Below are 12,352 nucleotides of genomic sequence, written 5' to 3' on the forward strand. Positions count from 1 at the left end.
ACCACAAACCTACAGGTTAGTGGCGGGTCCCATCCTGGGGTCATTCACGTTCCGGGTGACAGCATGTATCGGGTGACGCCAGCGCCGTCGCAGGGGGAGATGCGGCCGGGTGGCAGGTCGGGCGGCGATGGTACAGTGATCATCGTCACAGAAAAAGCGGTAAAACGATTGGCCGGAGTAACTTTTTCAACTTGTTCACACAACGAAACAGGGCCAGCGTGAAGCTGGCCCTGTTTCAATCCGTACTTGAGCGTTCAGATGATTACTTGAGGCGATTGCCGCTCGCATCCACCACCTGCTCGCCATCTTCCTTGGCGAAGGCCCCTTTTTGCTGATCGGGCAGAATATCGAGCACCACTTCCGACGGACGGCACAGCTTGGTGCCAAGCGGCGTGACCACGATAGGGCGGTTGATGAGGATGGGGTGGGCCAGCATGGCATCGATCAGTTCATCATCGCTGAAACGATCTTCCGCCAGACCGAGCGCCTCGTAGGGTGGCACGTTCTTGCGCAGCAGATCGCGCACCGGCATGGCCATGGCGGCGATCAGCGCCACCAGCTGGTCACGGGAAGGGGGCGTCTCCAGATAGTGGATGACTGTGGGTTCCACGCCGCTGTTGCGGATCAGCTCCAGGGTGTTACGGGAGGTACCACATTCCGGGTTGTGATAGATGGTGATTGCACTCATTTGCGTGTCTCTCATTAATCAAGTGAATAGAAAATGGATAGCATCAGTTCGCGGCCAGCTGTTAGCGGCCATCAGTTAACGGCTCAGCCCCGCTTCGTACCAGGGTTTGCTGGCGTTAACCACCCGCACCACCAGCAGCATGACCGGCACCTCGATCAGTACCCCGACCACTGTGGCGAGCGCCGCGCCGGAGTGAAAGCCGAACAGGCTGATGGCGGCGGCCACCGCCAGCTCGAAGAAGTTGGAAGCGCCGATCATGGCGGAAGGACAGGCGACCGAGTGCTTCTCCCCCACCTTGCGGTTGAGCCAGTAAGCCAGCCCGGAGTTGAACAGCACCTGGATCAGAATGGGCACCGCCAACAGGGCGATAACCAGCGGCTGCTCAATGATGGCGTTGCCCTGAAAGGCAAACAGCAGCACCAGAGTGAGCAGCAAGGCCGCCACCGACCAGGGCTGGATGCGGGTCATGACGCCGTCAAAATGGGCCTCTCCCTTTTTCAGCAAAGCCTTGCGCAGCAGTTGGGCGATGATCACCGGGATGACGATATAGAGCACCACAGAGGTGAGCAGGGTATCCCACGGCACTATGATGCTGGAGACCCCGAGCAGCAGCGCCACCAGCGGGGCGAAGGCAAACACCATGATGAGGTCGTTCACCGCCACCTGCGACAGAGTGAAGTAGGGATCGCCGTTGGTAAGGCGACTCCAGACAAACACCATGGCGGTGCAGGGGGCCGCCGCCAACAGGATCAGCCCCGCTACGTAACTGTCGAGCTGATCAGCCGGCAGCCAGTCGGCAAACAGCACGCGGATAAAGAGCCAACCGAGGAAGGCCATGGAGAAAGGCTTGACCAGCCAGTTGATAAAGAGGGTGACCCCAATGCCCTTCATGTGGCCCTTCACCTGATGCAGGGCGCCAAAGTCGATCTTGAGCAGCATGGGGATGATCATCACCCAGATCAGCAGCCCCACCGGCAGGTTGACCTTGGCCACCTCCATGGCACCGATCGCCTTGAAGAGATCCGGCAAACCCTGCCCGAGGCCAATCCCCACCAGAATACAGAGGGCGACCCAGGCGGTCAGATAACGTTCAAAAAAGCCGATGGCAGGCACGGCCTTGGCATCACATGTTGCAGACATCACAGCTCCCGATACGGCGCAATCCCGCATCTTGTATTGGTTCAAAACAAAGGGTTATAACAAGTAACGGCATATTCAAGCCGCCCCGGCAGCAGACCGGAGCGGCAACTCAATGGTGCTGGCAGAGGCGGTGCAGGGCATCGGGCCCCACCGGCTCCTCAGCGAGCAGCGGCACCACGGCGAAGCGGCTGGCATGTTGCTGCTCGACCGCCTCGATATGGGGCTGCTGGCGTTCAGCCCGCAGTTGCAGCAGCGGTGAGCTGACCGCAGCTTGCTGCAAGCTGTGGTTGATAAGCCAGCCCCAGGGCTCGATGCCGGCCCGGCGCAGATCGGATTGCAGATTGGCTGCCTCCTGCACTGGCGTCGGCTCGGGCAGCGTCACAATCAACACCTTGGTCTGTTTGGGATCCTGCAACTGCATCATGGGGGTGGTGAAGTGCAGCCCCTTGTTTCCCATCTGGCGAGCGATCTCCCTGTGGTAAGCGCCGGTGGCGTCGAGCAGCAGCAGGGTGTGGCCGGTGGGGGCAGTATCCATCACCACGAAACGCTTGCCCGCCTCGCGAATGATGCGGGAAAAAGCCTGAAACACGGCGATCTCCTCGGTACAGGGGGAGCGCAAGTCCTCCTCCAGCAGCGCCCGCCCCTGCTCGTCCAGCGCCGCCCCCTTGGTGGCCAGCACTTGGGCGCGGTAACGCTCGGTCTCGGCGTGGGGGTCGATGCGACTCACCTCCAGATGGGGCAAACTCCCTGCCAGCGTCTCGTTCAGGTGCGCGGCGGGATCCGAGGTGGTGAGGTGCACCGGCAAGCCGCGGCTCGCCAGCTCCACCGCCACGGCGGCCGCCAGGGTGGTTTTGCCTACCCCGCCCTTGCCCATCAGCATGATAAGGCCGTGACCATCGGCGGCCAGCTCGTCCACCAGCGAACTCAACTCGGGCTGGGCTGGCAGATGGGCTGACGTTGCCAGTGATACCTGCTCACCAGCATCCTGTGGTTGCAGCAGCTGGCGCAAACTGTCGAGCCCCACCAGATTGGTGGCCAGCAGCGGGATATGATCCTGCGCCAGCCCCTTGATCCCCTGCGGCATCTGGGCGAGAGACTGTTGCTCGCGCTGCCAGATGGCCATTGCCAGCGGATCTCCGGCAAGGGCGCCTTCGGGGAAGAGGCCATTGATCACCAGTTGCTGGTTCCACAAGCCGATGGCGGCCAGCTCCTCGTGGGTGCGGGCCACTTCCCGCAGAGTGGATTGCTGGGCGCGCGCCACCAGCACCAAGCGGGTGCTGGCAGCATCAGCCAGGGCGGCGACCGCCTCGCCATACTGGCTGCGCTGTTTCTCCAGCCCCGCCAGCGGGCCAAGGCAGGAGGCATCCCCCTTGCCCTGCTCCAGAAATTCGCTCCAGGCGCCCGGCAGTTGCAGCAGCCGGATGGTGTGACCGGTTGGCGCCGTATCAAAGACGATGTGGTCATACTCGGCCAGCAGCGTGTGGTCGGTCAGCAGGGCGGTGAATTCGTCAAAGGCGGCAATCTCGGTGGTGCAGGCGCCGGAGAGCTGCTCCTCGATGCTGCGCACCACGCTCTCGGGCAACTTGCCGCGCACCGGCCCGACGATCCGCTCCCGATAGGCTTTGGCCGCCGCGGGGGGATCTATCTCCAGCGCCGACAAACCGGGCACTGTGGCGATGGCGGTGACGCGATTGCCAATCTCGGTGGCAAACACCTGCCCCACGTTGGAGGCGGGGTCGGTGCTCACCAGCAGCACCCGCTTGCCGATATCACAGAGAGCCACCGCACTGGCGCAGGCCAGCGAGGTCTTGCCCACCCCGCCCTTGCCGGTGAAAAAGAGAAACGGCGGTGGATTGGTCAGAAAATGATACATAGCCTCTCCCGAATGGTGCGTCACGGCTCAGCAGCAACCGCTGCCGGAGCAGCAGCCGCCCTTGACGATCCCCTTGATGGTCGCTTGAGGCGCAGGCAACCCGGCATAACGAGCCAGCTCGCTACGGCTCGGATAACGGCCGGTCAACACCACCTGCCCCTCCACCAGCACCAGTGGCAACCCCTCCTCCCCGGCGTGGGTCAGAAAAGCGCTGACGGCAGGTGTCTCGGCAAATTGCATCGGCTGCTGGGCCAGATTGAAACGCTCGATGGCAACGCCCTGCTCCTTGGCCCAGGCGAGGTCGGCTGCGAGGGTGACCAGTGCCTGATCAACCTCGGTACCGCAGACACCGCTGGAGCAGCAGAGGGCGGGATCAAAAATCTGAATGGAGGACATGGCATTACTCCTTGTTGCAGCAGGGCTGCGCTGGCAGAACATGGGGGGAGCAGGCTGACTCGGCACGCATCACGCCGCACGCCTCGGGATGACCGGCGCAGCACTCCTCGGTGAGGTAGGCGATCACATCCAGCATCAGGGGAATATTGGCGCGGTAGCGCAGAAAGCGCCCCTCCTGCTCCACCGACAGCAGACCGGTGTTGAGCATCGCCTTGAGGTGAAACGAGAGGGTATTGGGGGCAATATCGAGCTCGCTGGCAAGTTCACCGGCGACCCGCCCCTCCAGCCCAGCCTTCACCAGCAGCCGCCATACATCGAGCCGGATGCCGGATGCCAGCGATTCAAAGACCTTGGTGGCCATCTCTTTGTTCATCTTCACTCCCCTTGGTGCGACTTTTTATTTCAACTATACAAGAATTATTGAAATGATCAAGATGCGTACCGAAGCGAAGATACGAGGTTCTGGTATCAAACCGGGCTGACTGGAGAATCGACGAGTGAACAACAGTAGCGGACGACCACGCAGGGTTCGTCGCAGATAAACAGACGCCCTCCAGAGGGAGGGCGTATCAGACAGTCAGAGCTGTCGGGGCAATCAGACGAACGCGTCCCTTATTTGGTAGCAGGCACTGCGTTAAAGGTGAGCAGGGCCGCCTTGTTGGCATCGCTCAGAGTCAGCTGGTTGCCGTTGATGGAGTAGGTTGCCACCTTCTCCAGCTTTTGCAGGAACTCGGTCTCTTTGTTCATGGCGTCGCCGATGCACATCATGCGAGTGGAGCCCATGGCGCCCAGCGTCAAGACACCGTCACCCTGCTTGGTGATACCGCCAAAATAGCGGTTGCAGCCGCCCTTGCCCGCCACCTTGCCGTCGACCACTTGCAGGGTGAAGGTATCGCCGGTGGCGCCTTGCAGCTGCCAGCTGGATGCTTGCAGTTGAGCCATGCTGGAACCTGTTGCCATTGCGCAGCCTCCCAGTGCCAGCGCGGCCAGCAGAGTCAGTTTCTTGTTCATGGATTCACCTCTTAATGATTAGAGCCATCAATACGGCAGCCTGTTTATCATGGCTGGCGCCCATGCCAAAGGATTTTATTGTGATCTCCCTTCACTTTACTACCAGCTGGCATGTGCCATGCTTAGGCTCAGTTCCGGACCCAGGGAGGGGAAACGAATGGTCAAATCACTCATCATCACACTGCTTGCAACCTGCGCCAGCATGGCTGTTCAGGCCGCCGACTGGGCAGTGGTTCAGCCGCAATCCAACCCGTCTCTCTATGTCAAAAGTTACTCGGGTGTGCTGCTCAATGGCCATAGCCATCACAGCGACAGTTTTGATCTCTGGCTGGTCAATAGCGGCTATCAATATCCGGTGGTGGATGATGTGACCCTCTTTATGGAAGCGGGCCCGGCGGTGGCGGATCAGAATCGCACATCCGGTTTCAATATGAGTTCGGGGGTACGCTACCAGCTCTCTCCGGCATTCAATATCGGCAGCCAGATCAAGCATCTCGATCTCAACAAGGCCAGCACCCTGCTGGAGCTCAACTCCAGCCTGCTGCTGACCCCCAGACTCTCCCTCACCGCCAACTACGGCGTCAGCGCCATCACTGCCGATCAGGCACTGAGTCTGGGGGTCGGCTTCAACTTCTGATGATCACATCAGCGGCGTGGCACTCACCACCACGCCGTTGCGATCCGCATAAACATAATCCCCTTCGTGGATGGTCACCCCGGCAAAGCTGACCACAGCCCCCAGCTCTCCCAATCCTCGCTTCTCGGTCTTGACCGGACAGGCCGCCAGCGCCTTGACCCCGAGCGCCAGTGTCGCCAGGGTGCCCACATCCCGCGCCGCGCCGTGGATCAGGATCCCCTCCCACCCCTGATCCACCGCCTTGACCGCCAGTTGATCGCCCAGCAGCGCACGGCGCAGCGAGCCGCCACCATCGATCACCATCACCTTGCCGTGACCGGGGCGGGTCACCAGACCCCGCACCAGACTGTTGTCTTCATAACAGGAGAGCGTTACGGCGCGACCATAAAAGAGGGCCTTGCCGCCAAAATCCTGAAACACCGGGTCGGCCACTTGCAGCAAGTCGCCATGTTGATCGCAGAGGTCGGGCAGGAGATCCAGCATGATTTGATTCCTTTCAGATGCATGAAGGTGTTCATTCTTTCATCAGGCAAGATTTCTGGCAATCCAGAAGGATTCAATATTGCCCAGATAAACTGCTGATTTATCCATCAATACTGGTGTCAGCCAGAGCTGGCCATCCTCCACCCAGTAGATGGCGTTCTGGCCAAAACGAACAGCCAGCTGACGGGCTTGTGGCAGGGATAGCGCCACCGCCAGCGATGACTCCTGCCAGTGTTCGTCCAGGTCAGATCCCCAAAACGGCCCCACCACGGGCACCTGCAAATCCACGGTCAGATGGCGCCACAGCGCCCGTTCTCGCCGCATATTGCGTCGTTCTGTGACCCACTGGCTGGCCGGATTCCAGGCTGTGATGATGGCAAAAGCAGACCAGTCTGGTGGCTCAAATGGCGCGATAAAGCAGATTTTCTTGTAGTTTTCCCACAAATTCATGTCAATCACATGTTACATTCCATTACATTTTGTAGGGGCGAAAACCCGGTTCAGGCCAAGTATGATGCTGCTGTACCAGGGTTTGACCTATATCAAATCAGAGTTAAAAAGTTGCTATCTGACGGCAAAGAGTGTTGTTATGCTCCTGTTAACTGATAAAATGCGGCCACTTTCGTAATGGACGACCTTTCCAGGCTCTGCTCGACCAGACTTGTCGGGAACCTATAAGTGGCACAGGGATACTTGCCGGTACTGATGCCTAATTCGCGATATTCCGACCTGACTCTCATACCCAGGATGACGTAATAAATTTTCAGGATCAGTCAGGAAATCGGTTTGAAACGCCAAAGAGTGTTAAATTTAAGATAATTAACTGATAAGAATCTGGGAATACTCATGCAAACACCACACATTCTGATCGTCGAAGACGAGCTGGTCACACGCAATACCCTGAAAAGCATTTTTGAAGCCGAAGGCTACATCGTGCTCGAAGCCAACAACGGCGACGAAATGCATCAAGCCCTCACTTCCCACACCATCAATCTGGTGATCATGGACATCAACCTGCCGGGCAAGAACGGCCTGCTGCTGGCCCGTGAACTGCGTGAGAACGACAACATCGCTCTGATGTTCCTGACCGGTCGTGACAACGAAGTGGACAAGATCCTGGGTCTGGAGATCGGCGCCGATGATTACATCACCAAGCCGTTCAACCCGCGCGAACTGACTATCCGTGCCCGCAACCTGCTGAGCCGCACCATGAACGTGGCAGCCGGTGGCGAAGAGAAGAAGCTGGTTGAGCGTTACCTGTTCAACGGCTGGGCGCTGGATATCAACAGCCGCGCACTGGTTAGCCCGACTGGCGACATGTTCAAGCTGCCGCGCTCCGAGTTCCGCGCCATGCTGCACTTCTGCGAAAACCCGGGCCAGATCCAGACCCGTGCCGAGCTGCTGAAGAAGATGACCGGCCGTGAGCTCAAGCCCCACGACCGAACCGTCGATGTGACCATCCGTCGCATTCGCAAGCACTTCGAAAGCGTCAACGATACTCCGGAGATCATCGCCACCATCCACGGCGAAGGCTACCGTTTCTGTGGTGAGCTGGAGCAGGAATAAGCTCCCGCTACGCTGTTGATCTGAAAAGGCGCCTCGGGCGCCTTTTCTGTCTCTGCGGTTTGCCTTAAAGCCGAGAAACCGTGAGCGTGACGTCGAACGGCGCACAGGATAGATGAAAAACAAAAAGCCCACTCGCAGGAGTGGGCTTTTTGTTTTGAAGCTGGAGCGGGCAGCGGGAATCGAACCCGCATCATCAGCTTGGAAGGCTGAGGTAATAGCCATTATACGATGCCCGCCTGGCATCTGAAATTTGGAGCGGGTGATGGGAATCGAACCCACGTATGCAGCTTGGGAAGCTACCGTTCTACCATTGAACTACACCCGCGTCAGGGCTCCTACTATATGCATTTTGCCGCCGAGCGCAATGGCGCCTTTGCCACTTTTTTCAATAAATCAATCTGTTCGGACAAGGATTGAACAGACGGTTGCTTTTTCAATCAAACATTTTCAACACAGATAATTTACAAGGTTGCCAAGGCCAAACGGCAAGGATAGTCTTGCGCCACTCGACGCGAGGATGGTGGTAATGGATAAAAAAACGCAAAAACGTCTCTATGGCTGGTTGCGCAAGCAATCGAGTCACGGTCGCCGCTGGATCACGATATCCATCGCTTTTGGCCTTGGCCAGGGCATTCTGATGGTGGCGCAAGCCTGGCTGCTGGCGACCCTGTTGCACGGCTTTATCATCGAAGGCTCAACGCCTGAGCAATCCATCACGCTCTTTATTACCCTGCTGCTGGTGACGCTTGGCAAAGCGGCGCTGGCCTATGGCCGCGAAGTGGCCAGTTTCAAGGCGGGCAGCGCGGTGCGCCAGACCATCCGCCAGCTGGTGCTCACTCGCTTGAGTCGTCTCGGCCCTGCCTATATCCAGCGCCGTCCGGCCGGTAGCTGGGCCAGCCTGTTGCTGGAACAGATTGAAAACATGCAGGATTTCTTCTCCCGCTATCTGCCGCAGATGGCCATCGCCGTCTTTATTCCGGTGGTCATTCTGGTTGCCGTGTTCCCGGTCAACTGGGCGGCGGGCCTGATCCTGCTGGGCACTGCCCCCCTCATCCCCATCTTTATGATCCTGGTCGGTGTGGGCGCCGCCGATGCCAACCGCCGCAACTTTCAGGCGCTGGCCCGTCTCTCCGGCCACTTCCTCGATCGGCTGAAGGGGCTGCGTACCCTGCAACTCTTTATGCGTACCCAGGCAGAAGGTGACGCTATTCGCAACGCCTCGGAAGATTTTCGCGAGCGCACCATGGAAGTGCTGCGCCTGGCATTTTTGAGCACCGCCGTGCTGGAGTTCTTCGCCGCCATTTCAGTGGCGCTGGTCGCCGTCTACTTCGGCTTCTCTTATATCGACCATCTGAACTTTGGTAGCTATGGGGTCAAAGTCACCCTCTTTACCGGCCTGTTCGTGCTGTTTCTCGCCCCCGAGTTCTACGCCCCGCTGCGAGAACTCGGCACCCACTACCACGCCAAAGCGCAGGCTATCGGCGCTGCCGAGCAGCTGCTTGAATTCCTAGAAGCCGAGGTGAGCGAGCCGGCCGCAGGCACAGCGCCGTTCCATGCCGACAGCTCGGTCAAGGTAGAAGCTAAAGCCCTTGAAGTGCTGAGCGCCGAAGGCAAGGTGCTGGTCGGCCCCATCGACTTCACCCTGGAAGCCGGTTCGCGCACCGCCCTCATCGGCGTCAGCGGCGCAGGCAAGAGCTCGCTGGTCAACGCCCTACTCGGCTTTGCCCCCTATCGCGGTGAGCTCAAGGTCAACGGGCAGGAGCTTGCCACCCTCGACATGAGCCAGTGGCGCCTGCAGCTGGGCTGGCTCTCGCAAAACCCGCAGCTGTTCCACGCCTCCTTGCGCGACAACCTGCTGCTGGCCAAGCCAACGGCCAGCGATGCCGAACTGGAAGATGCCCTGAAACGGGCACAGGCGTGGGAATTTGCCATGGAGAAGGGGCTCGACTATCCGGTCGGCGATCAGGCGGGCGGCCTCTCGGTCGGTCAGGCCCAGCGCCTCGCACTGGCGCGAACCCTGCTCAAATCAACCCAGCTGATGGTGCTCGACGAACCGACCGCCAGTCTGGATCGCCACTCCGAACGCGCCATCATGACCACCATTGAGCAGGCGATGGCTGGCCAGACCCTGCTGATGATCACCCACCGCCTCGACCAGCTTACCAAGATGGACAAGATAATGGTGCTGGCCCGTGGCCAGCTGGTGGAGCAAGGCAGCTTCCAACAATTGAGTCAGGCGGATGGGCCTTTTGCCCGCCTGCTCTCCCAACGTTCCGGAGGTTCTCTCGATGAGTGATCTGTTGCCGTTTCTGCGCCTCTATCGCCAACACTGGCTCAGCCTCACCATTGGTTTGCTGCTGGCGCTGGTGACCCTGGCCGCCGGCATGGGGCTGCTCTCCCTCTCCGGCTGGTTCCTCTCTGCCGCCGCCGTGGCGGGAATGACAGTTGCGACGACCCATGCCTTTAACTACATGACCCCCGCTGGTGGGGTGCGCTTCTTCTCCATCGTTCGCACCGCCGGTCGCTGGGGTGAGCGGGTCGTGAGCCACGATGCCACCTTCCGGGTGCTGACCCGACTGCGGGTCTGGTTCTGGCAGAAACTCTCGCCGCTCTCCACCGGTACCCTGGCCGGTTTCCGTCAGGCGGATCTGCTCAACCGACTGGTGGCCGACATCGATGCGATGGATCACGTCTATCTGCGGCTGATCACCCCCATAGGCGCGGCCCTGCTCAGTACCGCCGGACTGGTCCTCTTCCTGTCGTTTTTCGACAGCCGTCTCGCCCTCACCCTGGGTGCCATTCTGCTGTTTGGCATGATTGCCCTGCCGCTGGTGTTCTACTTCCTCGGCCGTCGCCCCGGTCAGGCGCTGATTGCCGAAAAATCGACCCTGCGCACCCGGATGGTGGACTATCTGGATGGTCAGGCCGAGCTGCAGATGTTTGCCGCCGCCCCCAAGGCGCTGGTTGAGCTGCAACAAGCCGAGCAGGCGCTGCTCGTCGCGCAGGCCCGGATGGCCAAGGTGAGCGGGCAGGCCAACTTCTCGGTGCAACTGCTGAGCGGCTGGACCCTGACCCTGATGCTCTGGCTGGCCGGTCATGGGGTAGCGGGTGCTGCGCCCGACCCCATTACCGCATTGATGGTCTTTGCCACCCTGGCAAGCTTCGAGGCACTGATGCCACTGGCGGGGGCTTTCCAGCACCTCTCCACCAGTCTTACCTCGGCACGCCGCCTGAACGAGATCCTGCAAGAGGCAAAAGCCCCCGTGTGGGGCGACGAACAGACCCATGCCACCGCTGGCGCGCTGCAGATCAATGACCTCTATTTTGGCTACCCGGGCAACCCCCAGCCGGTGCTGCGTGGCTGCACCCTGCAGCTGCACGCCGGTGAGAAGCTGGCGCTGCTGGGCCAGACCGGCTGCGGCAAATCGACCCTGATGGGGCTGCTGACCCGGGAGTGGAGCCCGCAAGCAGGCAAGATCCTGCTGGGTGGCAAGCCGCTCACCGACTACAGCGAAGGGGCGCTGCGTGCCTCCATCTCGGTGGTGAGCCAGCGGGTGCATCTGTTTGCCGATACCTTGCGGGGCAACCTCAAGCTGGCCGCACCAACCGCCACTGACGAGCAGCTGATTGCGGTGCTGACCCAGGTCGGACTGGCCAATCTGCTGGAAGATGAGGCGGGCCTCGACGCCTGGCTCGGTGACGGTGGCCGCCCCCTCTCCGGTGGTGAGCGTCGCCGTATCGGCATCGCCCGTGCCCTGCTGCACGATGCGCCGCTCTGGCTGCTGGACGAGCCGACCGAAGGGCTCGACAGTCAGACCGAGCGGGAGATCATGGATCTGCTGTTCCGGCTCGGGGCAGATCGCACCTTGCTGCTTATCTCCCACCGCCTGCTGGGGATGGAGCAGATGGACCGGATTGCCCTGATGGAAGAGGGACAGATCCGCCTCTGCGCCCCGCACAACGAGCTGCTGGCGGATGATTACTACCGCAGCCTCTATCAGCGACTGGCTCCGGTTTGATATCAGGCTGATGGGGGTCACACCCTGACAACCGGGCGCAAAACGGGGCTGGTCGCCGCAGGCGGCTGGCCCCTATAATGTCCCCCTCATTATTCAACAAGATGCCGACATGGAGCGCCTGCGCATTTCTACTGTCCTCATCACCGACACAAGATACGAGACGATGAAACGCCTGATCCTGATGATGCCCCTGATTGCCTCCGGCTGTGCCAACTACGCCTTCAACAGCAATCTGGATAAAGAGAACTTCGACGAATACTTCAAACCCGGTAGCGTGCGCATCTATGAACAGGATGAGCTGGCTGACCTCAACTACCTCTACCTCGGCACCATCGAGGGTGAATCCTGCCAGGCCGATGCCAACCAGCCGGTGCCCAACGCCGGTGAAGCGCGCACCCTGGCCCGCCGCCGCGCCGCCGACATGGGCGGCAACGGCGTCACCATCGACAAATGCGCCGAGTTCAGCGACACCCCGGGCTGCCTGAAACAGGTGATCTGCTACGGGCAGGCGCTGAAAGTGGCCGAAGAGAAGTAACTCG

General features: G+C 60.2%; 13 protein-coding genes and 2 tRNA genes. 5 read left to right on the forward strand and 10 right to left on the reverse strand.

Translation table 11 applies throughout. The annotated features are described in order from the left end of the window. Nucleotides 1–262: 262 nt before the first annotated feature. The 6 genes from arsC to BN1139_RS09220 all read right to left on the reverse strand — a co-directional run bounded on the left by arsC (nt 263) and on the right by BN1139_RS09220 (nt 5,108). On the reverse strand, nt 263–688 hold the full coding sequence (gene arsC / locus BN1139_RS09195) for a glutaredoxin-dependent arsenate reductase (RefSeq protein WP_005350196.1): 426 nt from the start codon (nt 686–688) through the stop codon (nt 263–265). A 75-nt stretch (nt 689–763) separates the two neighbouring features. Further along, nucleotides 764–1,828, reverse strand: coding sequence for an ACR3 family arsenite efflux transporter (gene arsB / locus BN1139_RS09200; protein ID WP_005350193.1), 1,065 nt, complete (start codon nt 1,826–1,828; stop codon nt 764–766). A 109-nt stretch (nt 1,829–1,937) separates the two neighbouring features. Next, a complete protein-coding gene (arsA, locus tag BN1139_RS09205) occupies nt 1,938–3,701 on the reverse strand; it encodes an arsenical pump-driving ATPase (protein WP_005350190.1) in 1,764 nt (587 codons plus the stop codon). Between the two features lie 27 nt (nt 3,702–3,728). Next, nucleotides 3,729–4,097, reverse strand: a complete 369-nt coding sequence (gene arsD / locus BN1139_RS09210) for an arsenite efflux transporter metallochaperone ArsD (RefSeq protein ID WP_005350176.1) — start codon at nt 4,095–4,097, stop codon at nt 3,729–3,731. A 4-nt stretch (nt 4,098–4,101) separates the two neighbouring features. Further along, the gene (locus tag BN1139_RS09215) at nt 4,102–4,470 is read right to left on the reverse strand and encodes an ArsR/SmtB family transcription factor (RefSeq protein ID WP_005338181.1); all 369 of its coding nucleotides are present in this window, start codon (nt 4,468–4,470) and stop codon (nt 4,102–4,104) included. 239 nt (nt 4,471–4,709) lie between these two features. Continuing rightward, nucleotides 4,710–5,108: an META domain-containing protein gene (locus tag BN1139_RS09220; protein WP_005338183.1), complete on the reverse strand. Its 399-nt coding sequence runs from the start codon at nt 5,106–5,108 to the stop codon at nt 4,710–4,712. 157 nt (nt 5,109–5,265) lie between these two features. On the opposite strand from BN1139_RS09220, the gene BN1139_RS09225 reads away from it, so the two are divergent. Beyond that, entirely contained in the window at nt 5,266–5,745 is a 480-nt protein-coding gene (locus tag BN1139_RS09225; protein ID WP_005350173.1) for a hypothetical protein, read from the forward strand. A 3-nt stretch (nt 5,746–5,748) separates the two neighbouring features. On the opposite strand, the gene BN1139_RS09230 is transcribed toward BN1139_RS09225, so the two are convergent. Continuing rightward, nucleotides 5,749–6,228 carry a putative 4-hydroxy-4-methyl-2-oxoglutarate aldolase gene (locus BN1139_RS09230; protein ID WP_005350154.1) on the reverse strand — a complete coding sequence of 160 codons (480 nt, stop codon included), beginning with the start codon at nt 6,226–6,228 and terminating at the stop codon, nt 5,749–5,751. A gap of 42 nt (nt 6,229–6,270) precedes the next feature. Continuing rightward, complete coding sequence (locus tag BN1139_RS09235) at nt 6,271–6,678, reverse strand: DUF3293 domain-containing protein (protein ID WP_005350152.1); 408 nt, start codon at nt 6,676–6,678, stop codon at nt 6,271–6,273. Between the two features lie 396 nt (nt 6,679–7,074). Between BN1139_RS09235 and arcA the strand changes: the two genes are divergently transcribed. Continuing rightward, nucleotides 7,075–7,794 (forward strand): two-component system response regulator ArcA, encoded by a 720-nt coding sequence (gene arcA, locus BN1139_RS09240; RefSeq protein WP_005338193.1) that lies wholly within the window; start codon nt 7,075–7,077, stop codon nt 7,792–7,794. A 161-nt stretch (nt 7,795–7,955) separates the two neighbouring features. On the opposite strand, the gene BN1139_RS09245 is transcribed toward arcA, so the two are convergent. Next, nucleotides 7,956–8,030: transfer RNA gene (locus tag BN1139_RS09245), tRNA-Gly, on the reverse strand. A gap of 15 nt (nt 8,031–8,045) precedes the next feature. Next, nucleotides 8,046–8,119, reverse strand: a tRNA-Gly gene (locus tag BN1139_RS09250). Between the two features lie 201 nt (nt 8,120–8,320). On the opposite strand from BN1139_RS09250, the gene cydD reads away from it, so the two are divergent. The 3 genes from cydD to rcsF all read left to right on the forward strand — a co-directional run bounded on the left by cydD (nt 8,321) and on the right by rcsF (nt 12,348). Next, nucleotides 8,321–10,090: a heme ABC transporter permease/ATP-binding protein CydD gene (gene cydD / locus BN1139_RS09255; protein ID WP_005350149.1), complete on the forward strand. Its 1,770-nt coding sequence runs from the start codon at nt 8,321–8,323 to the stop codon at nt 10,088–10,090. After that, on the forward strand, nt 10,083–11,813 hold the full coding sequence (cydC, locus tag BN1139_RS09260; protein ID WP_005350145.1) for a heme ABC transporter ATP-binding protein/permease CydC: 1,731 nt from the start codon (nt 10,083–10,085) through the stop codon (nt 11,811–11,813). Before cydD ends, cydC begins: the two co-directional genes overlap by 8 nt. Before the next feature lie 163 nt (nt 11,814–11,976). Further along, a complete protein-coding gene (rcsF, locus tag BN1139_RS09265) occupies nt 11,977–12,348 on the forward strand; it encodes an Rcs stress response system protein RcsF (protein ID WP_013723982.1) in 372 nt (123 codons plus the stop codon). Nucleotides 12,349–12,352 lie beyond the last annotated feature (4 nt).

It is taken from the genome of Aeromonas veronii bv. veronii, from assembly GCF_000820225.1.
GTDB lineage: Bacteria > Pseudomonadota > Gammaproteobacteria > Enterobacterales > Aeromonadaceae > Aeromonas > Aeromonas veronii.